Here is a 25,200-nt window from a genome sequence, read left to right on the forward strand (position 1 = left end):
CCGAACCCAAAATGAAGCACGAGCTGATGTCTTCGATTACATTGAGCGGTTCCATAATCCTAGGATGCGACGTAGAGTTGCTGCTCAGGACAGAAAACTGTTCGCCGTTTTAAAACCGTCCGTGGAAACGGGGTAGAACCCGACTGCGCGCCTACACAAATTACAATTATGTGCCATTATAAAAACTTCACCTCAACAGGGAGTGGGTTGGGGACATCGACATCATGGAGGATTTATCCGTGCAAAAAGCGATACTTTCGGTTGGTTTATTTTTTCTAGTTGGCTGTGCAGGTACCACAATAACAACACCCCTCGATACCGCTGCCAACGGGTTTCGCTATTCTCTCCCAGTCAGTCGCCTTAACCTTGAGGTGGAGAAAACGACAACCTTCCCCTCTGACGCTGTTTTCAATCAAACAGCGGTCGTGACTATGAAGGCGAACGAACGCCTCTCCATTATTACTCAGGGATTCCTTGAAACCTGTTATTCCACCGGCGTTGCTTATTCAGTCTCAAGAGTATTAGATTCAGAATTTGAGACCATCGCAGATACCAGCCAAGTGTATTCAATCCAGATTGAACCGGGCACTTTTGCCGATGGATCCGTTACGCTGATAAGAAACGAACGTGGGCTTCTGAAATCCGTGAACGCCAAACTAACGGGAAAGGCAGGAGAAGCACTAAAGACTAGCGCTAAGTTTTTAGCAAGGGTCATCGGCTACACGACTTCAGTCCCGTCCGTGCTCCCAACAGATACTAGTCTCTTACCCCAAAACGAAAAGTTTAATCTTTTCGGGGTGCCTATCGACGAAAGCTGTGAAGCGGTTAGAGCAAAATTGATTTCTGCAGCTGGGCTTAACGAAATTGTCACCCCGCTGATGCCAGAAACCCAGGTTATCGGCTTGCTAACAGGCCGGATTAAACCTGAGTGGTTCCAAGCGGTCGACCGCTTGAAAAAGGGAGTTACGGCCTCTCAGCAGAATATCGAGGAAATGACCAAAAAAGCAGCGAGTTCTGAGAGCGCAAAAGAAAAGAAAAGCTTGCTTGAAAGCATCGCCCTCGAAGAACAGCTTAAAACAAAACTAGAGCGTCAACTTTCGCGTTATACCGGCTACATCAATGCGTCGGATAAGAAAATCAAATCAAACTACGGAGTCAAACCGCCAGAAGCTGAAACGCTTAATCGAAGCTATGCGATTTCAGATATCATCGTCGACACAACTTCGGATGGCACTCTCGACTTGGCCGAGTTTGAAGAAATTGGTGTAGCGCCCGTTCTTGAAAGAATTAATCAGTCAGTGGCGACATCCCTTACTCGCGCTGACACCACAGACGAAGCCTTTATCGCCTATCGCGATCCAGAGCCTTTTGTATTTAAGCTCTTCGCTGCACAACCCCCAGAGCGTCCATTCAATGGATCTTCTTCCTCGGAAAAAACACCCGTCCAATGGAAAGCTAGCTTATCTGAAGTTGTGAATGTTATTGCTCCAGACTCACCAATCGGAAGAATCGCATATGAGGAAAATGCTTGGTCAAAACGAGATCTACAACTGACCATTAACGATGACGGTTTTATTACTACAGCGAAGTATGATTTCACGTCATCTGGCAATGAGATATCGTCGGCGCTTGATGTCGCAAGCTCCAACTATATTGAAACCGTAGCAACAGCTGAGAAGGCGCGGCTTGATTTAGTGCAGCAGCGACAGACCTTCGCGAAAACTTACCTGAAAGACCAGGCGGAGATTCTTACGAAAAAGAAAGAAGTTTTGCAGAGCGAGCTTGATTTAAGAGGATTCAATAGCGACGCATATCTCGAGCTTCAAGCTGTTGAACAAGAGCTCGACTTACTTGAAAGCCAGCAAAGGCTTCTTTCGAAAGAGATTGAATTTGGGAAAACCGCTGGAACCGCAGAAGCGAATATTGACACTGCCATACTGCAATCTCAGCTAGGTCTTGTTCAGGCTCAACAGAACCTGTCTGGTTACGAAGCGAGTATTTCGAACAGTGCTGCTCAAATCGCAACCCAGCAGGCCATCACCGCACTGCTTCAACAGCAAATATCCACGCCCGATGACGAAGAGCTCAAGAACGAAGTGAAATCACTACGACTTCAGTTAGAGTTGCTCATCCAAGAACTGGAGATCCGAGGCCAAATATCCGAGTAAAGATGGACAAGAGCGTACTCTTTTCAAACCACCGCGCTCAAGACGGTATTGCCTGCCGCTTTGGATAAAGTGATGATTTTGTCACAAGTATAAACCTGGCCTGGAAGAGTTGGAGATCGACGGAGTGTTGCAGGTCTGAAGGGACTGTCGTCAGATCACATGGGAGCTGAAAGCTACCAAATTCTTTTGGATGGGGTTTTGGATGGTAAAACAAAAAAAGCACCCTTAGGTGCTTGATTTGTATCTTTGTTTGGTGGAGACGGCGGGAATTGAACCCGCGTCCGCCAGTACTCAGCCTTGAGGTCTACATGTTTAGCGTCTCTCTATTGATTTAAGTTCAAGCGACCCGAGAGTCAGGGTGCAAGAACCGAGTTCTTTAAATCTTAGCCGTTAACCAGTGAACTCTGGGTAACGGAGCATCCCGTAAGCGATGACGTCCTGAGATGTTGCTTCCGGGCTACGGGCGACCCGGTCAGGACGACTAGCAGCTTACGCTGCTAGTGCGTAGTTTTCGTCGTTTGCGACTATTGCGTTGCAGCTTTGGATTAACGAGATTGGCTGCCATCTCGACATGCACTCAAGGGTTCGCCACCGGCGTCGAAGCCATGTCGTCCCCTTACCTTCAGTATATGTGTCCGGTTTGCCGGACTTCAAGGTTTCTTTGTTGCAGTTTTGTGCTTTCGGGGCTGTAGATGTACCTAGAACCCTAGCTGGCCTTGCGCTCAATGGCGTCATGTCGGCCTGCCAGGGCCTCGTGGCTCAGGGCCTCGAAGCTTTCCCGGAAGTAGCCCATCACGGCGTCCGGATCCGCGTGAATCGCCTTGTCCACGGTGATGCCGAATTGCACGGTGCCGGCATAACTGAGAATACTCATGCCGATACCGATGCTGCCGCTCTGGGGAACCCAGAACATGGGCTGGGTCAGCTTGCTGCCCGCCAGATACAGGGGCTCTTTCGGGCCGGGCACGTTGGTCAGTACCGCCGAGGCCTTGTTGCTGAGCAGATCCAAGGCCCTTCGTTCGATAACATCGGGGCCGCGCCCGAAGATATCAAGCAGGCTGTAGGTAACCTGGGCCTGATAGGACTGTTTGAGCCGGTTCATGTTCTCCTGCACCTGGCGGAAGCACATGAGCGGGTCCCTCACTTCCACCGGCAGGGTAACCAGTACGAGCCCGAACTTGTTGCCGAGGGTTTCGATGGGCTGATCAAGAGGCCGCAGATTGAACGGTACGGCGACCCGAATGCCGCACTCGGGGATGGTTTCTTTGTGGGCGGCAAAATGTCTCTGCAAGGCGCCTGTAACGGTGCAAAGGAGGGCATCGTTGATGGTGCCCCCCAGAGCCTTGGCACAGGCCTTTACCTCGGCAAGGTCGAGGGGATCGGCCCAGGCCACTTGCTTGCGCCCGGATAACGGCTCTTTCAGTCCGGTTTTGGGTTCGCCGGGCGCCAGGCCCAGTTTCAGGAGGTCAAGGGCGACACCGCTGGCGGTGGTGGCCAGTTTTAACGGGTAGTTGGGCTCCTCACGGACGGACTGGATAAACAGTCTGGCTTGGTTGGTGGCTGTCTGCGCGCTATCCACGGCACGGTGCAGAAAGTTCTGGATGGCCGATTTCCTGCCGGGTTTGGAGCGACGCTTGCGGGCCACTTTGCCCAGCCGGGGTTCCGGCGTTTTGTCGGTCAGTGACAGCATCACACGAACCAGCGAGATGCCATCGGCGATGCAGTGGTGAATGCGGATCAGCAGCGCACCGCCGTCGCCGTAATTGTCGATGTAGTGCATTTGCCAGAGCGGTTGCCGGAAATCCAGCGAGGTGCTGTTCATGTCACTGACCAGTTTCTGGAGTTCGGCTTTGTCTGCCTTGCCGGGTAGGGCGATGCGGTGCAGGTGGTTGTCCAGGTAGAACAGCGGGTCGTCCTGCCAGTAAGCCCGGTCTCCGGTGTCTATGACCCGTTGCCGGAATCGGTTGAAGCACAGGAATCGCTCTTCAAGCGTGTGCCTGAGGCGGCTCATGGAAACCGGCCGTTCCAGTGTCCAAACCCCGCAGATCATCATGGGGTTCTGGGGGGTGTCCATGCGTAGCCACGCGCGGTCTACGGCGGACATGGGTGTCTGTTTGGGTGACATAAGCGGCTCCCTTTGCCATGCACCAGAGTTCCCGAGTATAGGCCCGATGGAATTCTGAACAAAGAGAGTGAGTATGCGACATACCCGTTCACGCCGGCCATGACCGGCGTCAGGTATTTGTTAATTGGTGGCGGGCAGGATCAAACGTTGGTTTCGCGCAGGATGCGTTGCTTCTGGCGGTTCCAGTCGCGTTCTTTCTCGGTGGCGCGCTTGTCGAACAGCTTCTTGCCTTTTACCAGGGCGATTTCGCATTTGACCTTGTTGTTTTTCCAGTACAACGCCAGCGGAATGCAGGTGTAGCCGGCCTGGTTGACCTTGCCCACGATCTTGGCAATTTCCTTGGCGTGCAGCAGCAGCTTGCGGGTGCGCGTGGGGTCTGCGATCACGTGGGTGGACGCCGCAATCAACGGGGTAATGTGAGAGCCGAGCAACCAGGCTTCGCCGTCCTTGAGCAGCACATAGGCGTCCACCAGCTGGGCCTTGCCCGCACGCAGGGACTTCACTTCCCAGCCCAGCAGGGAGAGACCCGCTTCAAAGCGTTCCTCAATGTGATACTCGTGCTTCGCCTTTTTGTTCAGCGCAATGGTATTGCTCGGCGTTCCGGGTTTTTTCTTGCTCATGAATCAATGAATCCGGGGTCGGACGAATGAACGGGCCGGCGTTGCTGCAGCCGGAAAAAGGCGCATTGTAGCCCAACAGTGGCGGACCGGTCACGAATTCGGCGTTGTGGCGGTGTCCGGTTCGTGCGCGACGGGATCCTTCAGCTACAATACTGGCCCAGACTTTCTCCCCGACCTGTTGAGTGGCCTCAGGGAAGCGAATGCCTACGCCGTATCAGACACATATCGGGTCCTTTACCCGAAAATCAACCTTCTTCTGGGCCGCGGTGGGCGCTACCGTGGGTCTTGCCAACCTGTGGCAGTTCCCTTATCTGGCCAGTCTGCATGGTGGTGGCTTGTTCATCCTGCTTTACCTCGCCTGCCTGCTGCTGGTGACTCTGCCTCTGATGGTTACTGAAGCGGCTGTTGGTCGGTATTCCCGCCACGGCATTGTGCTGGCTATGGACGGGCTCATTCGCAGTGCCAGGCAGTCCCGGGCCTGGATGGCGGTTGGCCGGCTCAGCATACTGGCCGCCTTTCTGGTGCTCTCGTTTACGGCAGTCTTCGGATCCATTGCTCTGGCTTACGTGTTCTTCGGCGCACTTGGCCGTTTCTCCGGCGCCGGTGAGGCAGAGGCAACCGGGATTCTGGCGGGGCTGGTGTCCGACCCCAGGCAGTACCGGGTATTCATGGGCTGGCATATCTTCTTTCTGCTACTGGTGCTCTGGGTCTCAGCGCAGGGCGTAGTGAGGGGGCTGGAAAGGGCCCTGAGGGTGGTTGTGCCGGGCGCCCTGGTGCTGATGCTCGTGCTGTTCGCCCTGGCTGCCTGGCATGGTCGGATCGACGGGGCCATCAGCCACATTCTGGCCATGCATCCCGAGGACCTTTCCTGGGAAAGCCTGAAAGCCGCATTGTTTCATGCCTTTTTTACGCTCGGGCTCGGTATGGGTGTCTGGGCGATACTGGGCTCGTACACCACGCCTCAAACCCGTCTGAAGCGTTCGATTCTGGCCGTGGTGCTGATGGATACCCTGGTGGCGATTCTGGCTGGCCTGATGATCTTCGCGATCGCAACAGACGGCAACAGCTTTGATGGTGAACGGGGCTTCAGCCTGCTCTTTGTTTCCATGCCGGTCACGCTGGCCCAGTTGCCCGCGAGCCAGTTCGTGATCGCCGCTGTTTTTCTGCTGGTGGTGCTGATTGTCTGGACCACATCCCTGAATCTGCTGGAGCCCATCGTGGGCTGGTTCCGTGAGTGGACCGGGGCGCCCAGGGCGCTTTCGGTGCTGCTGATTGGTCTGTCGGTGTGGCTGGCGGGGCTCGCGTCTCTGCTGTCGTTTAATGTCTGGGCCGAGGAGCGGATGGGCGGCGCCACCATGTTCCGCTGGCTGGAGCTGATCACCGGTGGATTGCTGATCCCGCTCGTGGCCATCTTGATTGCGCTGTTTACCGGCTGGTGCCTGACCCGGCACCTTTCGGGTACCATGCTCGGCGCAACGCCAAGATTGTTCGCCGGCATCTGGTTCTGGGTGATGCGCCTGGTGCTGCCCCTCGTGGTTGCCTGGATAGGGATCCAGTACACGGCCTTTTCACTGGCTAACCTGTGCAGCAACGGCAATGTTGCAGCCTGGTGCGATCAGCCTGCTGCCATGGTCTCGGAAGACGGGGAAGTGGCAGCGAGAGATCGGCCTTTTGCCGCTACGCCGGCCGAGCCGGAGGAGAAAGCCGCCGAGGCCGAGAAGACAGCGCCCGCGTCAGATCAGAAGTCGCCGGAGGTGAAGGAAAATGGTGGTAAGTCAGGCGAAAAAGCCCCAAAACAGGACGATATCCTTTATGATAGCGTGTGATTGAGGCTCTCTTCCTTTCCAGAAGTCTGCAACCTTTTCACAGCGTGTTTGCAAGCAGGACAACCGGTTCCAATGCCCCATCAGATTGATAAAACAGCTTTGGTTATGCACTCCGCCGAGCGCATGTTTCACCTGGTGAATGACATCGCCCGTTACCCGGAGTTTCTCCCCTGGTGCGCTGGCGCGGAGATTCATGAGCGCCAGCCCGAGCAGGTGACAGCGTCGCTTGAAATTGCCAAGGGTGGGGTGCGGCATACGCTTACGACCCGGAATCAGTTGCTGATGCCGGAGGCGATCGAGATGAACCTGGTGGATGGCCCTTTTCGCAACCTGACCGGTCGCTGGCATTTCAAATCCCTGGATGAGAACGCCTGCAAGGTGATCCTGACCCTGGAGTTCGAGTTCTCCGGATCGCTTTCAAGGATGACCTTCGGGCCGGTATTCAGTCAGGCGGCCAATACGATGGTGGATGCCTTTTGCCGGCGCGCTGATGAGCTTTACCGGAAGGAGGGTGCATGATTCAGGTGGAAGTGGCCTATGCCCGGCCTGACCGGCAGGAAATTGTGCCGGTAAATGTGCCCGAGGGCACGACCGCGCTGGAAGCGGCCAAGCTGTCCGGGATCAGCGATATTTTTCCGGAGATCGATCCGGATACGATTGATATGGGCGTGTTCGGGAAGGTGATCAAGGACCCGGCCGCCCACGAACTGCGTGAAGGTGACCGGGTGGAACTGTATCGCCCGCTGAAGATCGATCCGAAGCAGGCGCGACTGAATCGGGCGAAAAAGAAAGATCAGGCTCAGTAGGCCGGCGTTTCTTCCAGCAGTTGTGCCTCGTAATAGGCGTACTGGTCTTCTTCGTAGTACACGATGATTCGCTGTTCCTGGATGTCCCCGCCTTCTCTCTGGAAGGTGTACACGTAGTATTCGCGGGAGGGGTCAACCGGGTTGAGCATGAGCGGTGTTCCCATCACTGCGTGCACCTGGCTGCGTGGCATGCCCTCGGTCAGTTGCGTCAGCTCCTCATCGGTAACGATGTTTCCCTGCTGGACGTTGATTTTGTAGACGCCCGGGAAAACGCAACCGGATAGAACGAAAGTGAGAATGAGAGCTGTGAGCTTTTGCATCGCCGGGGGAAATCCTCTATCTTGAAATCGCCTGCCAGAGGCAGGTGTGACACGGGTTAACCGTTCAATGGCGGCTTCATCATACCGGAAGCCGTGAGGCACACCAAAGAGTGAATAGTAACATGTCATCCGAAAACGCCGAATTACGAAAAGTCGGTCTGAAAGTGACTCTGCCGCGGGTCAAAATCTTCAATATTCTGGAGACCGCGGAGGAGCATCACCTCAGTGCCGAAGATGTATACAAGAAGCTTCTGGAGCAAGGCGATGACGTGGGGCTGGCAACAGTCTACCGGGTACTGACGCAGTTTGAAGCAGCAGGGCTGGTACTGCGCCATAATTTTGAGGGCGGCCATGCCGTGTTCGAGATGGCTGGCGACGACCACCACGACCATATGGTGTGCACCCAGACGGGTGAGGTAGTCGAGTTTGTCGACGAGGTCATTGAAGAGCGACAAAAGAAGATTGCCGAAGAGCACGGTTACGAAATCGTCGATCACAGCCTGATTCTGTACGTAAAGCCGATCAAGTCCTGAGCCTGGCTCGGGCCGTTGGCTCAAGGAACGAAAAAAGGGGCGGGTTTATGGCCCGCCCCAACAGCTCTCAGGATCGAGAGGGGTAGTGGATAGTTGCTCGCGGCTCAGTGATGGGTTGCCTGCCCCTTTGAAAACATTTCCCTGGCATGAGCGATCGTATGTTCGGTCATGTCCACGCCTCCCAGCATTCTCGCCACTTCACTGATTCTGCCCTGATCGTCCAGCGTCTCGATTTTCGAGAAGGTGGCATCCTGCTCGGTAAACTTGCTGACAAACAGGTGCTGATGACACTGGGCCGCCACTTGCGGCAGGTGGGTGACGCAGAGCACCTGTCCGTTGCCGCCAAGAGTCCGTAACAGTCGGCCAACCACCTCGGCCGTGCCGCCGCCAATGCCGACATCCACTTCATCGAAGACCAGTGTGGGTGTGGTTGATGTCTGGGCAACCACCACCTGGATGGCAAGGCTGATTCGCGACAGTTCGCCGCCGGAGGCTACTTTGGCCAGTGGCCGCGCAGGTTGCCCCGGGTTGGCGCTGACCAGGAATTCAATCTCTTCCAGTCCGTGGGGCGCTGGCTCCCCACCGTTGCTGCGGTTCAGGTGTGTAATGAACTGCATGTTGGGCATGCTTAACTGGGTGAGCTCCGCTGCGACCCGCTGATCCAGTTCGGCGGCGGCCCTGGCACGGGCCTCTGACAGCTCCGCGGCCAGCTCATCGAAGCGTCCGCGCTGGCTGTCCAGCTCTGCGGCCAGCTGCTCCAGGCTGCCCTCGCCACCGTCCAGCTCGGCCAGCTCGGCACTCAGGCGCTGATGCAGTTCCGGTAATTCTTCCGGTGTGATCCGGTGTTTGCGGGCCATCTGGTAGATGGCGCTCAGCCGTTCTTCCACTTCCGCCAGTCGAGCTGGGTCGGCCTCGTAGTCCTCGACGAAATGGCGAAGGTTGTCGCCGGCCTCACTGATCTGGATCTGGGCTTCGTTCAGCATCTGGATCGTGTCCGCCAGTGCAGGAACGTCCACCGGAAGCTGCTCCAGCTGCTGTAACGCCTGGCGCACCAGATCCACTGCGCTGGTTTCATCTTCGGTGCAAAGCAGGGCGGCCTGATGGCTGTTGTGCAGAACCGTATCCGCCTGGCTGAGCTGCGCCTGTTCCTGTTCCAGGTTTTCCTGCTCGCCCGCTTCCAGTGCAAGACGATCCAGTTCTTCCACTTGATATCGCAAAAGCTGGAGTTTGGCCTCTGCTTCATCGGCATTCTGCTGGCGTTCGGTCAGCCGCTGGCGGATCTGGTTCCAGGATTTCCAGGCTTCCCGTGTTTCAGCGGCCAGGGTCTCAACGCCGGCGAACTCGTCCACCAGCTTGCGGTGGGTTTCCTTGCGCAAAAGAGATTGGTGCTGATGCTGGCTGTGAATATCCATTAACACACCGCCCAGTTCCTTGAGGTGGTTCAGGGGGCAGGGTTGGCCATTGATGTAGGCGCGGGAGCGGCCATCCTTGCTGATGACCCGGCGCAGGATGCAATCGTTGTCGTCATCCAGCTCGTGTTCTGCCAACCATTCGGTTGCCTCAGGAATTCCGGATACGTCGAAGGTCGCTGTGATGTCGGCGCGTTTGGCACCATGCCGGACGGCGCCGGCATCGGCTCTGCCACCCATGGCCAGGCCGAGGGCGTCCAGAACGATGGATTTTCCGGCGCCGGTCTCGCCGGTCAATGCGGTCATGCCTTTGCTGAACTGGAGTTCCACTCGTTCAGCGATGGCGTAATTGGAAACCGTAAGTTGAGTCAGCATGCAGATAACCTCCGCGTTGTTCCTGAAACCGGCAAAACACTGTGGATGTATACAGTGACTGTGAATATATACAGGGTTTTTGTGGTTTGCAAACCTGAGGCAGGTATTTTCTTCAGGATTGCAGGCTTTGGTGGTTGAAACCTGGAGAGCGGGCCCCATATCCGTTCGCAACGACATTTTCCGGCTCGAGGCGGCCGGAGCCCATGTTTAACCGGCCACTGACAGCGGGCCGCTTTAGATGAAGCAGGAGTAGCCATGAGCACTGACGAGAACCGCAACGAGCACGAGGAACTGAACGAAGCCCTCGAGGCTGCGAAAGAGGAGGCCCAGGCCGCTGAAGGCGAAGCCGGCGACAACGAAACCTCCGAAGTGGAAGCGCTCCAGGCTCAGGTTCAGGAATTCCAGGAGCAGATGCTGCGCTCCCAGGCGGAAATGCAGAACGTGCGCCGTCGGGCCGAGATCGACGTTGAGAAGGCGCACAAGTTTGCCCTGGAAAAGTTCGTCAAGGAGCTGTTGCCGGTAGCTGACAGCCTTGAGAAGGCGGTCGAGAGCACCGAGGGTCACGATGAGTCCGGCGAACTGGTTGCCTCAATTCGCGAAGGCGTGGAAATGACCCTGAGTCTTTTCATGTCCAGCCTGAAGAAATTCAACGTTGAGCAGATCAACCCGGTGGGCGCACCCTTCGATCCCCAGCATCACGAGGCCATGTCCATGGTGCCTGCGCCGGATGCCGAGCCGAACAGCGTGGTAGCCGTGGTGCAGAAAGGGTATCTGCTGAATGGTCGTGTTGTGCGGCCGGCCATGGTGGTGGTCGCGAAAGCGGAAGATGCACCAAAAATTGATGAGCAGGCTTGAAAAGCCGATTAAAGCGCCAATATAGCCAGTAAATAGCGAAAGCGGAGGCAAATGGCCTCCTGGAAAGCATTCAGAAGAATTGGAGTGACTCAATGAGCAAGATTATCGGTATCGACCTGGGAACGACCAACTCTTGTGTAGCCATCATGGATGGCGACAAGGTGAAGGTAATCGAGAACGCCGAGGGTGATCGCACCACCCCGTCCATCATCGCCTACACCGACGATGGTGAGACCCTGGTTGGCCAGTCAGCCAAGCGCCAGGCGGTTACCAACCCGAACAACACCCTGTACGCCATCAAGCGTCTGATCGGTCGTCGTTTTGAAGACGATGTAGTCCAGAAAGACATCAAGATGGTGCCCTACAAGATTGCCAAGGCAGACAACGGTGATGCCTGGGTTGAAGTGAAGGGCGAGAAAATGGCGCCGCCGCAGGTGTCTGCAGAAGTTCTCAAGAAGATGAAGAAGACTGCAGAAGACTACCTGGGCGAAAAAGTGACCGAAGCCGTCATCACTGTTCCGGCCTACTTCAACGACAGCCAGCGTCAGGCCACCAAGGACGCAGGCAAGATCGCCGGGCTGGAAGTGAAGCGCATCATCAACGAGCCGACCGCAGCAGCCCTGGCTTATGGCCTGGACAAGAAGAGCGGCGATCGTACCGTGGCGGTATATGACCTGGGGGGTGGTACCTTTGACCTGTCCATCATCGAAATTGCCGATGTTGACGGTGAGCACCAGTTCGAGGTTCTGGCCACCAACGGTGACACCTTCCTCGGTGGTGAAGACTTCGACCTCAAGATCATCGAGTACCTGGCAGACCAGTTCAAGAAAGACAGCGGTATCGACCTGCGCGGCGATTCCCTGGCGATGCAGCGTCTGAAAGAAGCGGGCGAGAAAGCCAAGATCGAGCTTTCCAGCAGCCAGCAGACCGACGTTAACCTGCCGTACATCACCGCAGACGCGTCTGGTCCCAAGCACATGAACGTGAAACTGACCCGTGCCAAGCTGGAATCTCTGGTAGAAGACCTGGTTCAGCGCAGCCTCGAGCCGTGTAAAGTAGCGCTGCAGGACGCAGGCATGAAGGCAGGCGAAGTCGACGAGGTTATCCTGGTCGGCGGTCAGACCCGCATGCCGCTGGTGCAGGAAAAAGTGAAAGAGTTCTTCGGCAAAGAAGCTCGCAAGGACGTTAACCCGGACGAAGCTGTGGCGATGGGTGCTGCCATCCAGGCGGCCGTTCTCTCCGGTGATGTGAAGGACGTTCTGCTGCTGGACGTAACCCCGCTGACCCTGGGTATTGAAACCATGGGCGGTGTGGCAACTCCGCTGATCGACAAGAACACCACGATTCCGACCAAGAAGTCGCAGACGTTCTCCACAGCGGACGACAACCAGACCGCGGTAACCATTCACGTGGTTCAGGGTGAGCGTAAGCAGGCTGCCCAGAACAAATCGCTGGGCCGTTTCGATCTGGCTGATATTCCGCCGGCAGCGCGTGGTGTGCCGCAGATTGAAGTTACCTTCGATATCGACGCCAACGGTATCCTGAACGTGTCCGCCAAAGACAAGGCGACCGGTAAAGAGCAGTCAATCGTGATCAAGGCCTCTTCCGGTCTGAACGATGACGAAATCGAGAAGATGGTGCAGGACGCCGAGGCCAACGCCGAGGAAGATCGCAAGTTCGAAGAGCTTGTCCAGGTTCGCAACCAGGGCGACGCGATGGTTCACGCCGTTCGCAAGACATTGAACGAAGCCGGTGACAAGGTCAGCGACAGCGAGAAAGAGTCCATCGAAGCGTCCATCAAGGAGCTCGAAACCGCTCTGGAAGGTTCCGACAAGGAAGACATCGAAGCCAAGACTCAGAAGCTGACCGAGGTCTCTTCCGAGCTGGCCCAGAAGATGTATGCAGATCAGGCGGATCAGACCCAGCAAGCCGGTGGGCAGGAAGAAGCCCAGGGCCAGAAGTCTGACGATGCTGTCGACGCTGAGTTCGAAGAAGTCAAAGACGACGACAAGCGATAAATCTGACGTACATCAGGTAGTTGGAAAACGCGGGGAGATCCCCGCGTTTTCCGCGTTTAAAAACAGGGTTTTAAAAGCATGGCCAAGCGCGATTATTACGAGATTCTCGGGATTTCCCGGGACGCGGACGAGAAGGAAATCAAGCGAGCCTACCGAAAGCTCGCCATGAAGTACCACCCCGACCGTAACCCGGACGACACCGAAGCCGAGAACAAGTTCAAGGAGGCCAGCGAAGCCTACGAAGTACTGGCAGAGCCGTCCAAGCGGGCTGCCTACGACCAGTTCGGCCACGCGGGCGTTGACGGCCAGGCCGGAGGCGGCGGATTCGGAGGCGGCGGTGCCAGCTTCTCGGATATCTTCGGCGATGTATTCGGCGACATCTTTGGTGGCGGCGGTCGTGGCCGCAACACCCGGGGTGCGGACCTGCGCTACACCCTGGAGCTGGATCTGGAAGAGGCCGTGAAAGGCAAGACGGTCCAGATCAAGATCCCGGGGCATCGCGAATGTGAAGTATGCGACGGCAGCGGCGCCGAGAAAGGCTCCCGCCCGGAAACCTGCAGTACCTGTAAGGGTATGGGGCAGGTGCGCATGCAGCAGGGCTTCTTTACCGTACAGCAGGCCTGTCCGACCTGTCGGGGCTCCGGCCAGATCATCAAGAACCCCTGTAAGGCCTGTCACGGTCAGGGCAGGGTTCAGGAAGAGAAAACACTGTCGGTCAAGGTGCCGCCCGGCGTTGACACCGGCGACCGCATTCGCCTTTCCGGTGAAGGCGAGATGGGCGTCGATGGTGGTCCTCCCGGAGATCTGTATGTGCAGATAGCCGTGCGGGAACATTCCATCTTTACCCGCGATGGCCGCAACCTCTATTGCGAAGTTCCCATCAGCATCGTTGATGCCTCTCTGGGTGGAGAGCTCGAGGTGCCGACACTGGATGGCCGGGTGAAACTGAAGATTCCACCGGAGACCCAGACCGGCAAGCTGTTCCGCCTTCGTAACAAGGGTGTCAGCCCGGTTCGTGGTGGTCCTGCTGGTGACTTGCTGTGCCGTGTGATCGTGGAAACGCCGGTGAATCTGACCAAGCGCCAGAGAGAGCTGCTGGAAGAGTTCCAGAAAACTCTGGACGCCAGTAACGGCACAGAGCACGGCCCGAAGAAGACCTCCTGGTTTGAAGGCGTGAAAAGCTTCTTCGACGAAATGAAATTCTGATCGGCGCGACAAGAAGGAACGCGAGCATGAGGGTAGCAATCATCGGCGCCGCCGGGCGCATGGGAAAAGTCCTGATTGAAGCCGTTGACGGCGCCGAGGGTCTCGAGCTGGGTGCCGCCGTGGTCGAGCCCGGCAGTAGCCTGATCGGCGCCGATGCCGGCGAAATGACCGGGATCGGCAAAACCGGCGTCAAAATGGCCGGCAGCCTGGCCGATGTGAAGGATGATTTCGATGTGCTTATCGACTTCACCTTCCCGGACCTGACTCTGGAAAACGCCGAGTTCTGCAAGGCCAACGGCAAGATGCTCGTGATCGGCACTACCGGCATGTCCGACGCCGAAAAGCAGCAACTGGCTCTGGCCGCCGAGTCCACGCCCGTAGTGTTTGCGCCCAACATGAGCGTGGGTGTTAACGTCGTCCTCAACCTGCTGCGCACCGCCGCCGCAACCCTGGGTGACGACTACGACGTGGAGATTATCGAAGCCCATCACCGCCACAAGAAAGACGCGCCCTCGGGAACGGCCCTGCGCATGGGTGAAGTCGTCGCCGATGCCCTCGGTCGTGACCTGAAAGAGTGTGCCGTCTATGGTCGTGAGGGCTTCACCGGCGAGCGAACCCGCAAGGAAATCGGTTTCGAAACGATTCGGGCGGGGGATGTGGTGGGTGATCACACCGTCTTGTTCGCCACCGAGGGTGAGCGTATCGAGGTGACCCACAAGGCCAGCAGCCGGATGACCTTTGCCAAGGGTGCCATGCGGGCCGCTTTATGGCTGAAGGATAAGCCGGCCGGGCTTTATGATATGCAGGACGTGCTGGACCTCAAGTGAGGCCATTTCTCGTGGACACAAAGCGCCATATTTTTTACAATAAGGCGGTTTGACTGCACCAAGCGTACCTTTGCACAAAGATTCTGAAAAAGCGGGACCGAGTTAAGACTCCGTCTCGCTTTTTTGCAACCTGAATTTGCGCTTGCGTTCCTGTTCGTGACGAACCGATACGCCACTCGATGAGGATACAAGCCTTGAGCACACCAGCAATCCTTGCACTCGCAGACGGAAGCCTGTTCTACGGCACAGCCATCGGCGCTGACGGAGAAACCAGCGGCGAAGTGGTGTTCAACACCGCCATGACCGGCTACCAGGAAATCCTGACCGACCCGTCCTACTCCCGCCAGATCGTGACCCTGACCTACCCGCATATCGGTAACACCGGTGTGAACGAAGAAGACATTGAGTCAGACCGCATCCAGGCCGCCGGCCTGATTATCCGCGATCTGCCTCTGCTGGCCAGCAGCTGGCGTAGCAAGGGAACTCTGGACGATTACCTGCGAAGCAACAACATTGTTGGGATCGCCGACATCGATACCCGCCGTCTGACCCGCATCCTCCGGGACAAGGGCTCCCAGAACGGTGCCATCGTTGCCGGTGAAAACGCCACTGCCGAGCGGGCTCTGGAACTGGCAAAAGCCTTCCCGGGCCTCAAGGGTATGGATCTGGCAAAAGAGGTTACCTCCGACAAGATCTGGTCCTGGAAAGAGACGGAGTGGACCCTGGGCGAGGGTTACGGTGAGCGTGAGGAATCACGGTTCAAGGTGGTTGCCTGGGATTACGGCGTCAAGCTGAACATCCTGCGCATGCTCGCCTCCCGGGGCTGCGACATCACCGTGGTGCCGGCGCAGACTCCGGCCTCCGAGGTTCTGGCGATGAACCCGGACGGTGTGTTCCTGTCCAATGGTCCCGGGGACCCCGAGCCCTGTGATTACGCCATCACCGCCATCAAGGAAGTGCTGGAAACCGAGATTCCGGTGTTTGGTATCTGTCTGGGGCACCAGTTGCTGGCCCTGGCCAGCGGTGCCAAGACCATGAAGATGGGGCATGGCCACCACGGAGCCAACCATCCGGTTCAGGATATCGCCACCGGCACCGTGATGATCACCAGCCAGAACCACGGGTTTGCCGTGGATGAGGCAACTCTGCCGGCCAATGTCGAGGCGACTCACAAGTCCCTGTTTGACGGCACCCTGCAGGGCATTCGCCGGACCGACAAGCCGGCCTACAGCTTCCAGGGCCACCCGGAAGCCAGCCCCGGCCCCCATGATGTGGCCCCGCTGTTTGACGAGTTTATCCGCCTGATGGAGGCGCGATCGGCCTGAGACCGATCGCTACGGAAAGCTCACGGGCGCCGCGTGTTGCGCTGCCAGAATTCAAAAGTTGCTGACAGGTTTACCAAGACATGCCAAAACGTACCGACATCCAAAGCATCCTGATCCTGGGCGCCGGCCCCATCGTGATCGGGCAGGCGTGCGAGTTTGATTACTCCGGAGCCCAGGCCTGCAAGGCGCTGCGCGAAGAGGGTTACCGGGTTATTCTGGTTAACTCCAACCCGGCAACCATCATGACCGACCCGGTGATGGCCGATGCCACCTACATCGAGCCGATTACCTGGAAGACCGTCGAGAAGATCATCGAGAAAGAGCAGCCGGATGCGCTGCTGCCCACCATGGGCGGCCAGACCGCACTGAACTGTGCCCTGGACCTCGAGCGCCACGGCATTCTGGAAAAGCACGGCGTGGAAATGATCGGCGCCAACGCCGACACCATTGATAAAGCCGAAGACCGGGACCGCTTCGACAAGGCCATGAAGAAGATCGGCCTCGAGTGTCCGCGGGCCACCATCGCCCACTCCATGGAAGAAGCCTGGAAAGTGGCTGACGACATCGGCTTCCCGTGCATCATCCGCCCGTCTTTCACCATGGGCGGCTCCGGCGGCGGTATCGCCTACAACCGCGACGAGTTCGAGGAAATCTGTACTCGTGGTCTGGACCTGTCCCCGACCAACGAACTGCTGATCGACGAATCCCTGATCGGCTGGAAAGAGTACGAGATGGAAGTTGTCCGGGACAAAAACGACAACTGCATCATCGTCTGTGCCATCGAGAACTTCGACGCCATGGGTGTGCACACCGGTGACTCCATCACCGTGGCCCCGGCCCAGACCCTCACCGACAAGGAATACCAGATCATGCGGAACGCCTCGTTGGCAGTCCTGCGTGAAATCGGTGTGGAAACCGGCGGCTCCAACGTGCAGTTCGGCATGAATCCGGACACCGGCCGCATGGTCGTCATCGAGATGAACCCCCGGGTGTCCCGCTCCTCGGCACTGGCCTCCAAGGCCACCGGCTTCCCGATCGCCAAGGTCGCGGCCAAGCTGGCGGTAGGCTACACCCTGGATGAGCTGCGCAACGAAATTACCGGCGGCGTCACCCCGGCCTCGTTCGAGCCGTCCATCGACTACGTGGTCACCAAGATCCCCCGGTTCACCTTCGAGAAATTCCCCCAGGCCGACGCCCGCCTGACCACCCAGATGAAATCCGTGGGTGAGGTCATGGCCATTGGCCGCACCTTCCAGGAATCCCTGCAGAAAGCCCTGCGCGGCCTGGAAGTGGGTTCCGAAGGCTTTGACGAGAAACTCGAAGACCTGGATTCCGAGAATTCCCAGGAAACCCTGACCCGCGAACTGAACGTGCCCGGTGCCGACCGCATCTGGTACATCGGCGACGCTTTCCGGGCTGGCATGACGGTGGAGGACCTGCACGAGCATACCCACGTGGATCCCTGGTACCTGGTGCAGATCGAGGACCTGATCAGGGAAGAGCAGGCGCTGAAGAGTGCCGGCAAGGCCGACATTGACCAGGCCACCCTGTTCCGTCTCAAGCGCAAGGGCTTCTCCGATGCCCGCCTGGCGAAACTGCTGGGCATCTCCGAGGTAAGCCTGCGCAAGCTGCGCCACGATCTGGATATCCGCCCGGTGTACAAGCGCGTGGATACCTGCGCCGCCGAGTTTGCCTCCGACACCGCGTACATGTACTCCACCTATGAGGAAGAGTGCGAGTCGGACGCCAGCGACCGCGAGAAGATCGTGGTGATCGGTGGTGGCCCCAACCGGATCGGCCAGGGCATTGAGTTCGATTACTGCTGTGTGCATGCGGCCCTGGCCATGCGTGAAGACGGCTACGAAACCATCATGATCAACTGCAACCCGGAGACCGTGTCCACCGACTACGACACCTCCGACCGGTTGTACTTCGAGCCGATCACCCTGGAAGACGTGCTGGAAATCATTCACGTCGAGAAGCCCAAGGGCGTGATTGTGCAGTACGGCGGCCAGACCCCGCTGAAACTGGCCCGTGGCCTGGAAGCGGCCGGTGTGCCGATCATCGGCACCAGCCCGGACGCCATTGACCGTGCCGAGGACCGGGAACGGTTCCAGCAGATGATCACCCGCCTGGGCCTGAAGCAGCCGGAAAACGCTACCGTGCGCAGCCACGAGGAAGGCATCCTGGCAGCCAGAGAGATCGGCTACCCGCTGGTTGTGCGTCCGTCTTACGTGCTGGGCGGTCGTGCCATGGAAATCGTCTACGACGAGGAAGAACTGGTTCGCTACATGCGCAACGCAGTGCTGGTCTCGAACGACAGCCCGGTGCTGCTCGACCACTTCCTGAACGCCGCCATTGAGGTGGACATCGACGCCATCTCCGACGGTAAAGACGTGGTCATTGGTGGCATCATGCAGCATATCGAGCAGGCCGGCGTTCACTCCGGTGACTCCGCCTGCTCGCTGCCGCCGTACACCCTGTCCCAGCAGGTTCAGGACGAAATGCGCGATGCCGTCAAGAAGATGGCCATCGAGCTGGATGTGGTCGGTCTGATGAACGTGCAGCTGGCCTGGCAGGGCGGCGAGATCTACGTGATCGAGGTAAACCCGCGGGCCTCGCGTACCGTGCCGTTCGTGTCCAAGGCCATCGGTGTGTCCCTGGCCAAGGTGGCGGCCCGGGTGATGGCTGGCAAGACCCTCAAAGAGCTGGAGTTCACCCAGGAAATCATCCCCAGCTATTATGCGGTGAAAGAGTCGGTGTTCCCGTTCAACAAATTCCCGGCGGTGGATCCGATCCTTGGGCCGGAAATGAAATCGACCGGTGAGGTCATGGGCCTGGGTGACAGCTTCGACGAAGCCTTCGCCAAAGCCGCGTTGGCTGTTGGTGAGCGTCTGCCGGCCAAGGGCACTGCGTTCATGTCTGTGCGGGATGTTGACAAGCCCGGCGCCGCAAAAGTGGCCCGGGATCTGGTCGAAGCCGGCTTCAAGCTTGTGGCTACCACCGGCACCGCCAAGGCCCTGAAAGAGGCCGGAATCGAGGTTGATCGGGTGAACAAGGTCCGTGAAGGCCGTCCGCATATTGTGGACGCCATCAAGAACGGACAGGTTCAGCTGATCATCAATACCACTGAAGGTCGCAAGGCCATTTCCGACTCGGCCCAGATCCGCCAGTCGGCGTTGCAGACCAAGGTAACCTACACAACAACACTGGCGGGCGGCGAAGCCTTCTGCCGGGCCATCAAGTTCGGCCCGGAGCGCACTGTACGCCGCCTCCAGGATCTTCACGCAGGAAAGTGAGACTATGGCTGACAGAGTACCGATGACAAAGGCGGGCGAGACCCGCCTCCGCGAGGAGCTTCAGAAGCTGAAGTCCGAGGATCGTCCCCGGGTTATTGCGGCGATTGCCGATGCCCGGGAGCACGGCGACCTGAAAGAGAACGCTGAATATCATGCTGCCCGCGAGCAGCAGAGCTTTATTGAAGGCCGTATCCAGGAAATCGAGGGCAAGCTTTCAGCCGCTCAGGTAATCGATGTGACCACCATCGAGAATACCGGCAAGGTGATCTTCGGCACCACGGTACACCTGCTTAACATGGATACGGACGAACAGGTGATCTACAAGATCGTTGGTGAGGATGAGGCGGATATCAAGGCAGGCAAGCTGTCGATTTCCTCACCGATTGCGCGGGCGCTGGTAGGCAAGAGCGAGGGCGATGTGGTCGCCATTCGCGTGCCTTCCGGTACCGTGGAATACGAGATTGAGCAGGTCGAGTACATCTGATCTCGTCTGTGCTGAACGAAAAAAGCCGGCTGGGGTTTTCCCGAGCCGGCTTTTTTGTTTCTGTGTTCCGGGCGGATCAGTGTTTGTGGCGCAACAGGTTGGAGAGCTTGGGATTCGGCTTTTTGGCCCGGCGCAGTATTACGGCGATCTTGCCGATGGTCTGGACGAGCTCGGCGCCAGAGGATTCGCACAGCGCGGTGATCGCCTCGTGCCGGGTTTCCCGGTCTTGGCTCGCCACCTTGATCTTGATCAGCTCATGATCATTCAGTGCGCGCTCGAGTTCTTCCTGCAGTCCCTCGGAAAGGCCTTTGTCGCCAACAATGATGACGGGCTTGAGGTTGTGGGCAATCGCCCGGTATTCCCGGCGCTGTTCCGGTGAAAGACTCATGATGTAATCTCTTTATTGGTGCAATTAACAAAAGGTCAGCGGCGGAAAGGCTGACTTGAACGTATAATCGACGAATTGTAACAGATCGTTCCGCTGTAAGAATGGCCGTTAACACGTATCGACGTGGGGGCAGCAAGCAGAAGGAACCAATCCGGGTGGCAAGGGTCAAAAGGTTCGCGGAATTGGGGGCGTATTGAGGGTTGCTGTTGTAATTTCAGATATGGCGCCCAATATGAAGGTTAAGGCGACTTTTCATTAAAAAACTGTGTGCTGCGTGTGGCCGATACGGATGGGCCGTTTCTGGTGGACGGGCGTACAATTGGTGTAAGGTGTCAGAAAAGGGTGCTTTGAGAAAGGTTAACCCTACAATTCACAGGTGATGATCCTTGAACGATATGGCAAAAAATCTGGTTCTCTGGCTAATTATAGCCGCCGTGCTGCTGATGGTGTTTCAGAACTTTTCTCCCACCACCACCGGCCAACAAGTCAACTATTCCCAGTTTGTGGAGATGGTCCAGGAAGGCCAGGTCCGTCAGGTCACAATCGATGGGTTGCAGGTTCAGGGTACCCGTGGTGACGGCTCCCAGTTCCAGACAATCCGTCCTCAAGTGTCTGACAACAAGCTGATGGACGATCTGCTCGCGAACAACGTTGAGGTTATCGGTAAGGAGCCTGAGCGCCAGAGCCTGTGGACACAGCTTCTGGTAGCCGCGTTTCCGATACTGATCATCATCGCACTGTTTGTGTTCTTCATGCGCCAGATGCAGGGCGGCGGTGGCGGCAAAGGCCCCATGTCGTTCGGCAAGAGTAAAGCGCGTCTGATGAGCGAAGACCAGATCAAGACCACCTTCGCGGACGTGGCCGGTGTTGATGAAGCCAAGGAAGATGTTAAGGAACTGGTGGATTTCCTGCGAGATCCCAGCAAATTCCAGCGTCTTGGCGGCAGCATCCCCAAAGGTGTCCTGATGGTTGGTCAGCCGGGTACGGGTAAAACCCTGCTCGCCAAGGCTATTGCCGGCGAAGCCAAGGTGCCCTTCTTCTCCATCTCCGGTTCTGACTTTGTCGAAATGTTCGTGGGCGTGGGTGCTTCCCGGGTTCGTGACATGTTCGAACAGGCCAAGAAGCAAAGCCCCTGCATTATCTTCATCGACGAGATCGATGCTGTTGGTCGCCACCGTGGCGCCGGCATGGGTGGCGGTCATGACGAGCGTGAACAGACGCTCAACCAGCTGCTCGTTGAGATGGACGGTTTTGAGGGTAATGAAGGCGTTATCGTAATTGCCGCTACCAACCGTCCCGACGTTCTCGACCCGGCACTGTTGCGCCCGGGCCGTTTCGACCGTCAGGTTGTTGTTGGCCTGCCAGACATCATTGGTCGTGAGCAGATCCTCAAGGTGCACATGAAGAAAGTGCCCCTGGCGGACGGCGTCGAGCCGGTTCTGATCGCTCGTGGCACGCCCGGATTCTCCGGTGCGGACCTCGCAAACCTGGTCAACGAGGCGGCGCTCTTCGCGGCCCGTCGCAACCAGCGTCTCGTGTCCATGGAAGAGTTCGAGCTTGCCAAAGACAAGATCATGATGGGCGCCGAGCGCAAGTCCATGGTGATGAGCGAGAAAGAAAAGCGGAATACGGCTTATCACGAGTCTGGCCACGCTATTGTGGGTCGTCTGATGCCGGAGCATGATCCGGTGTACAAGGTGAGCATCATTCCGCGCGGCCGCGCTCTGGGTGTCACCATGTTCCTCCCCGAGGAAGACAAGTACAGCCATAGCAAGCGCTTCCTGATCAGCTCGATTTGCAGTCTGTTCGGTGGCCGCATCGCGGAAGAACTGACGCTGGGCTTTGATGGTGTGACGACCGGCGCTTCGAACGACATCGAGCGGGCGACTAGTCTGGCCCGCAACATGGTGACCCGTTGGGGTCTGTCCGAGAAGCTGGGTCCGTTGCAGTATGATACCGACAGCGAAGAGCCGTTCCTCGGCCGGTCTGCGGGTCAGTCCCAGACGGTGTACTCACCGGAAACGGCCCAGCGCATTGATGAGGAAGTTCGCAACATCATCGACAGCTGCTACGAAAAAGCCAAGCAGATTCTGGTCGATAACCGGGACAAGCTCGACATGATGGCCGACGCGTTGATGAAGTACGAAACCATCGACCGTCACCAGATTGATGACATCATGGAAGGCCGCACACCTCGCCCGCCGAAAGGTTGGGGAGACAGTGGTCCCGCTGGTGGTGTCAAGGCCGACGAGCCTGAGACGGCGCCGGAGCCAAAGGCTTCCGATGACGGTCGTCATCCCGGCGTTGGCCGGCCGGCCGGAGAGCACTGACGGCTAGCAGCTTTTGGTTATAAAAAGAGTGTAGTTCCCTGCGCCGCCCGGATTCCGGGCGGCGTTTGTTTTTGTCATTGTGAAAAAGGTTTGCCATGAAAATGAATTTTGCCGGGCGGGAACTGGATATGTCCCGCTGCCACGTGATGGGCGTTCTGAATGTAACACCGGATTCGTTTTCCGATGGTGGCCAATATAACCGGCCGGATGCGGCTCTCGTCCGGGCCAGGCAAATGGTTGCCGATGGCGCCACGTTTATCGACATCGGTGGTGAATCCACGCGCCCGGGTGCCACGCCCGTGTCGTTGCAGGAAGAGCTGGACCGGGTCTGCCCGGTGGTTGAGGCAGCAGCCCGGGAGCTCGACGCGGTTATCTCGGTAGACACCAGTGCGCCGGAAGTGATGGCTGAAACGGCAAAACTCGGGGCCGGCCTGATCAATGATGTGCGGGCCCTGCAGCGTGACGGTGCTCCGGAAGTGGCTGCAAAAGCGGGCATACCGGTTTGCATCATGCACATCCAGGGGGAGCCGGATACCATGCAGGATCGTCCCGAGTACCGGAATGTGCGTCGGGAAGTCAGTGCTTTTCTGACCGAGCGCATCCGCGTTGCGGAGCAGGCCGGAATTCGCCCTGAAAACATCCTGCTGGATCCCGGCTTCGGTTTTGGGAAAAGCCTTGAGCACAACCTGCAGTTGCTGGCCTCCCTTGAGCAGATGCACATCCTCGGGCATCCCCTGCTGGTTGGCGTTTCCAGGAAGTCCATGTTGGGCCATATCACTGGCCGTGAGGTGAATGAAAGGTTGCCTGCGAGCCTTGCGGCCGCGACAATAGCGGCCATGAAGGGTGCCAGTATTATTCGTGTGCACGATGTCAGGGAAACAGTGGACGCTATCCGTGTGGTGGCGGCAGTGAAGGAGGCAGGTTAATGTCCGAGAGAAAGTACTTTGGTACGGACGGTATTCGCGGGCACGTGGGTGAGTTTCCGATAACGCCGGAATTCATGCTGAAACTTGGCTGGGCTGCGGGCCAGGCCTTCAAGCGCGATGGTCAGCGCAACAGCGTACTGATCGGCAAGGATACTCGCCTGTCCGGTTACATGTTTGAGTCGGCCCTTGAGGCTGGCCTTGCGGCGGCGGGTGTGGATGTAAAGCTGCTTGGTCCGATGCCAACGCCGGCAATCGCTTACCTGACTCGCACTTTCCGCGCTTCGGCCGGCATTGTGATCAGCGCCTCCCACAATCCCCACCACGACAACGGCATCAAGTTCTTCTCAGCGGCCGGCACCAAGCTGGACGATGCTCTTGAAGCCGAGATCGAGCGCTGGCTGGACAAGCCCATTGAGGTTTGTGGCCCGACTGAGCTGGGCAAGGCCTCCCGCGTTGACGACGCGCCGGGCCGGTATGTGGAATTCTGCAAGAGCACTGTGCCCAATGAGTTTACGCTCGACGGCATGAATATCGTATTGGACTGTGCCCATGGCGCCACCTATCACGTGGCCCCCAAGGTATTTCGGGAGCTTGGGGCCAAGGTTTCGGTTATCGGTGGCGATCCCGATGGGCTCAATATCAACCTTAACGTTGGCTCCACTCATCTGCAGGCGCTCAAGGCAGCAGTGATCGAAAAAAACGCTGATCTGGGGATCGCATTCGATGGGGATGGCGATCGGGTTCTGATGGTGGATCGGGACGGATCCGAGGTCGACGGCGATGAGCTGCTCTACGTCATCGCGTCCCAACGCTTTGCCGAGGATCGCCTGAAAGGCGGTGTGGTCGGTACGCTGATGACCAATCTGGGTGTCGAGCTTGCTTTGAATGAAATCGGAATCGAGTTCGAGCGTGCAAAAGTCGGCGACCGTTACGTGATGGAGCGGCTGCTCGCCAACAACTGGGTGCTCGGTGGCGAAGGCTCTGGCCACATGGTTATCCGCGACTGCACCAGTACCGGTGATGGTATTGTTTCGGCGCTGCAGGTCCTTCTTTCGGTGTGGAAGTCCGGGAAAACCCTTGCGGATCTGCGGAAGGGGATGAGCAAGCTCCCCCAGAAAATGATCAACGTTCGGGTGGCGCAGCGTTTCGATCCGTTCAGTCGTGATGATATCGTAGCTGCGGTGCGCAAGGCCGAAACCGAGCTGGGCAGTTCCGGCAGGATTCTGTTGAGGGCTTCTGGCACAGAGCCGCTGATCCGTGTGATGGCGGAGGGGCAGGACGCCAGCGAGATTCTTCGGGTAGTCGAGGAACTGGCAAAAGTTGTGGAGAAATCCACCGCTTAATTTTGTGTTTTCAGGCG

General features: G+C 57.6%; 20 protein-coding genes, 1 other RNA gene and 1 pseudogene. 16 read left to right on the top strand and 6 right to left on the bottom strand.

Features of this window, described 5'->3' with window-relative positions; translation table 11 throughout:
- Both AC13E3_RS06810 and AC13E3_RS06815 read left to right on the top strand, forming a co-directional pair.
- Positions 1 to 136: pseudogene (locus AC13E3_RS06810) on the top strand (IS3 family transposase); the annotation flags it as partial.
- An 88-nt stretch (positions 137 to 224) separates the two neighbouring features.
- A complete protein-coding gene (locus tag AC13E3_RS06815; RefSeq protein ID WP_482901847.1) occupies positions 225 to 2,168 on the top strand; it encodes a hypothetical protein in 1,944 nt (647 codons plus the stop codon).
- Positions 2,169 to 2,419: 251 nt separating this feature from the next.
- Here the strand turns inward: AC13E3_RS06815 and ssrA are convergent.
- The 3 genes from ssrA to smpB all read right to left on the bottom strand — a co-directional run bounded on the left by ssrA (position 2,420) and on the right by smpB (position 4,913).
- Positions 2,420 to 2,784: a transfer-messenger RNA gene (gene ssrA, locus AC13E3_RS06820) on the bottom strand.
- Between the two features lie 90 nt (positions 2,785 to 2,874).
- Positions 2,875 to 4,293 carry a wax ester/triacylglycerol synthase family O-acyltransferase gene (locus tag AC13E3_RS06825; protein ID WP_008171504.1) on the bottom strand — a complete coding sequence of 473 codons (1,419 nt, stop codon included), beginning with the start codon at positions 4,291 to 4,293 and terminating at the stop codon, positions 2,875 to 2,877.
- Between the two features lie 140 nt (positions 4,294 to 4,433).
- Positions 4,434 to 4,913, bottom strand: coding sequence for an SsrA-binding protein SmpB (gene smpB, locus AC13E3_RS06830; protein WP_008171507.1), 480 nt, complete (start codon positions 4,911 to 4,913; stop codon positions 4,434 to 4,436).
- A 200-nt stretch (positions 4,914 to 5,113) separates the two neighbouring features.
- On the opposite strand from smpB, the gene AC13E3_RS06835 reads away from it, so the two are divergent.
- The 3 genes from AC13E3_RS06835 (at position 5,114) to AC13E3_RS06845 (ending at position 7,545) form a co-directional block, all read left to right on the top strand.
- Positions 5,114 to 6,739, top strand: coding sequence for a sodium-dependent transporter (locus AC13E3_RS06835; RefSeq protein ID WP_008171508.1), 1,626 nt, complete (start codon positions 5,114 to 5,116; stop codon positions 6,737 to 6,739).
- Between the two features lie 72 nt (positions 6,740 to 6,811).
- A complete protein-coding gene (locus tag AC13E3_RS06840; protein WP_008171509.1) occupies positions 6,812 to 7,258 on the top strand; it encodes a type II toxin-antitoxin system RatA family toxin in 447 nt (148 codons plus the stop codon).
- On the top strand, positions 7,255 to 7,545 hold the full coding sequence (locus AC13E3_RS06845) for an RnfH family protein (protein ID WP_008171510.1): 291 nt from the start codon (positions 7,255 to 7,257) through the stop codon (positions 7,543 to 7,545). Before AC13E3_RS06840 ends, AC13E3_RS06845 begins: the two co-directional genes overlap by 4 nt.
- Here the strand turns inward: AC13E3_RS06845 and AC13E3_RS06850 are convergent.
- Entirely contained in the window at positions 7,539 to 7,865 is a 327-nt protein-coding gene (locus tag AC13E3_RS06850) for an outer membrane protein assembly factor BamE (RefSeq protein ID WP_008171511.1), read from the bottom strand. The two genes, AC13E3_RS06845 and AC13E3_RS06850, sit on opposite strands and share 7 nt — an antisense overlap.
- Positions 7,866 to 7,987: 122 nt before the next feature.
- On the opposite strand from AC13E3_RS06850, the gene fur reads away from it, so the two are divergent.
- Entirely contained in the window at positions 7,988 to 8,398 is a 411-nt protein-coding gene (gene fur / locus AC13E3_RS06855) for a ferric iron uptake transcriptional regulator (protein WP_008171512.1), read from the top strand.
- A gap of 104 nt (positions 8,399 to 8,502) precedes the next feature.
- Here the strand turns inward: fur and recN are convergent, their stop codons facing one another.
- A complete protein-coding gene (gene recN / locus AC13E3_RS06860; RefSeq protein WP_014578304.1) occupies positions 8,503 to 10,182 on the bottom strand; it encodes a DNA repair protein RecN in 1,680 nt (559 codons plus the stop codon).
- 255 nt (positions 10,183 to 10,437) lie between these two features.
- On the opposite strand from recN, the gene grpE reads away from it, so the two are divergent.
- From grpE to greA, 7 genes are all read left to right on the top strand, one after another.
- A complete protein-coding gene (gene grpE / locus AC13E3_RS06865; protein WP_008171515.1) occupies positions 10,438 to 11,037 on the top strand; it encodes a nucleotide exchange factor GrpE in 600 nt (199 codons plus the stop codon).
- Positions 11,038 to 11,129: 92 nt separating this feature from the next.
- Positions 11,130 to 13,055 (top strand): molecular chaperone DnaK, encoded by a 1,926-nt coding sequence (gene dnaK, locus AC13E3_RS06870; protein ID WP_014578301.1) that lies wholly within the window; start codon positions 11,130 to 11,132, stop codon positions 13,053 to 13,055.
- A 78-nt stretch (positions 13,056 to 13,133) separates the two neighbouring features.
- Positions 13,134 to 14,261 (top strand): molecular chaperone DnaJ, encoded by a 1,128-nt coding sequence (gene dnaJ, locus AC13E3_RS06875; RefSeq protein WP_008171518.1) that lies wholly within the window; start codon positions 13,134 to 13,136, stop codon positions 14,259 to 14,261.
- Between the two features lie 26 nt (positions 14,262 to 14,287).
- A complete protein-coding gene (gene dapB, locus AC13E3_RS06880) occupies positions 14,288 to 15,088 on the top strand; it encodes a 4-hydroxy-tetrahydrodipicolinate reductase (protein ID WP_273018473.1) in 801 nt (266 codons plus the stop codon).
- 194 nt (positions 15,089 to 15,282) lie between these two features.
- Positions 15,283 to 16,413: a glutamine-hydrolyzing carbamoyl-phosphate synthase small subunit gene (carA, locus tag AC13E3_RS06885; protein WP_008171520.1), complete on the top strand. Its 1,131-nt coding sequence runs from the start codon at positions 15,283 to 15,285 to the stop codon at positions 16,411 to 16,413.
- Positions 16,414 to 16,493: 80 nt separating this feature from the next.
- A complete protein-coding gene (gene carB / locus AC13E3_RS06890) occupies positions 16,494 to 19,712 on the top strand; it encodes a carbamoyl-phosphate synthase large subunit (RefSeq protein ID WP_482901848.1) in 3,219 nt (1,072 codons plus the stop codon).
- Positions 19,713 to 19,716: 4 nt separating this feature from the next.
- The gene (greA, locus tag AC13E3_RS06895; RefSeq protein ID WP_075267597.1) at positions 19,717 to 20,196 is read left to right on the top strand and encodes a transcription elongation factor GreA; all 480 of its coding nucleotides are present in this window, start codon (positions 19,717 to 19,719) and stop codon (positions 20,194 to 20,196) included.
- Between the two features lie 76 nt (positions 20,197 to 20,272).
- On the opposite strand, the gene yhbY is transcribed toward greA, so the two are convergent.
- Positions 20,273 to 20,584, bottom strand: coding sequence for a ribosome assembly RNA-binding protein YhbY (yhbY, locus tag AC13E3_RS06900; RefSeq protein ID WP_008171523.1), 312 nt, complete (start codon positions 20,582 to 20,584; stop codon positions 20,273 to 20,275).
- A gap of 386 nt (positions 20,585 to 20,970) precedes the next feature.
- On the opposite strand from yhbY, the gene ftsH reads away from it, so the two are divergent.
- The 3 genes from ftsH (at position 20,971) to glmM (ending at position 25,183) form a co-directional block, all read left to right on the top strand.
- Positions 20,971 to 22,914 (top strand): ATP-dependent zinc metalloprotease FtsH, encoded by a 1,944-nt coding sequence (gene ftsH / locus AC13E3_RS06905; protein ID WP_169702170.1) that lies wholly within the window; start codon positions 20,971 to 20,973, stop codon positions 22,912 to 22,914.
- A gap of 95 nt (positions 22,915 to 23,009) precedes the next feature.
- Complete coding sequence (gene folP / locus AC13E3_RS06910; RefSeq protein WP_008171527.1) at positions 23,010 to 23,840, top strand: dihydropteroate synthase; 831 nt, start codon at positions 23,010 to 23,012, stop codon at positions 23,838 to 23,840.
- Positions 23,840 to 25,183 carry a phosphoglucosamine mutase gene (gene glmM, locus AC13E3_RS06915; RefSeq protein ID WP_008171529.1) on the top strand — a complete coding sequence of 448 codons (1,344 nt, stop codon included), beginning with the start codon at positions 23,840 to 23,842 and terminating at the stop codon, positions 25,181 to 25,183. The genes folP and glmM overlap by 1 nt, the downstream gene beginning before the upstream one ends.
- Positions 25,184 to 25,200 lie beyond the last annotated feature (17 nt).

Source organism: Marinobacter sp. L-80, assembly GCF_056859395.1.

Excerpts from the sequence above, each read along its gene's own strand:
- glmM (WP_008171529.1), top strand. The coding sequence starts at position 23,840 with ATGTCCGAGAGAAAGTACTTTGGTACGGACGGTATTCGCGGGCACGTG.
- fur (WP_008171512.1), top strand. The coding sequence starts at position 7,988 with ATGTCATCCGAAAACGCCGAATTACGAAAAGTCGGTCTGAAAGTGACT.
- recN (WP_014578304.1), bottom strand. The coding sequence starts at position 10,182 with ATGCTGACTCAACTTACGGTTTCCAATTACGCCATCGCTGAACGAGTG.
- dapB (WP_273018473.1), top strand. The coding sequence starts at position 14,288 with ATGAGGGTAGCAATCATCGGCGCCGCCGGGCGCATGGGAAAAGTCCTG.
- AC13E3_RS06840 (WP_008171509.1), top strand. The coding sequence starts at position 6,812 with ATGCCCCATCAGATTGATAAAACAGCTTTGGTTATGCACTCCGCCGAG.
- yhbY (WP_008171523.1), bottom strand. The coding sequence starts at position 20,584 with ATGAGTCTTTCACCGGAACAGCGCCGGGAATACCGGGCGATTGCCCAC.
- AC13E3_RS06815 (WP_482901847.1), top strand. The coding sequence starts at position 225 with ATGGAGGATTTATCCGTGCAAAAAGCGATACTTTCGGTTGGTTTATTT.
- grpE (WP_008171515.1), top strand. The coding sequence starts at position 10,438 with ATGAGCACTGACGAGAACCGCAACGAGCACGAGGAACTGAACGAAGCC.
- carB (WP_482901848.1), top strand. The coding sequence starts at position 16,494 with ATGCCAAAACGTACCGACATCCAAAGCATCCTGATCCTGGGCGCCGGC.
- AC13E3_RS06845 (WP_008171510.1), top strand. The coding sequence starts at position 7,255 with ATGATTCAGGTGGAAGTGGCCTATGCCCGGCCTGACCGGCAGGAAATT.
- dnaK (WP_014578301.1), top strand. The coding sequence starts at position 11,130 with ATGAGCAAGATTATCGGTATCGACCTGGGAACGACCAACTCTTGTGTA.
- AC13E3_RS06850 (WP_008171511.1), bottom strand. The coding sequence starts at position 7,865 with ATGCAAAAGCTCACAGCTCTCATTCTCACTTTCGTTCTATCCGGTTGC.
- AC13E3_RS06825 (WP_008171504.1), bottom strand. The coding sequence starts at position 4,293 with ATGTCACCCAAACAGACACCCATGTCCGCCGTAGACCGCGCGTGGCTA.
- folP (WP_008171527.1), top strand. The coding sequence starts at position 23,010 with ATGAAAATGAATTTTGCCGGGCGGGAACTGGATATGTCCCGCTGCCAC.
- smpB (WP_008171507.1), bottom strand. The coding sequence starts at position 4,913 with ATGAGCAAGAAAAAACCCGGAACGCCGAGCAATACCATTGCGCTGAAC.
- greA (WP_075267597.1), top strand. The coding sequence starts at position 19,717 with ATGGCTGACAGAGTACCGATGACAAAGGCGGGCGAGACCCGCCTCCGC.
- dnaJ (WP_008171518.1), top strand. The coding sequence starts at position 13,134 with ATGGCCAAGCGCGATTATTACGAGATTCTCGGGATTTCCCGGGACGCG.
- AC13E3_RS06835 (WP_008171508.1), top strand. The coding sequence starts at position 5,114 with ATGCCTACGCCGTATCAGACACATATCGGGTCCTTTACCCGAAAATCA.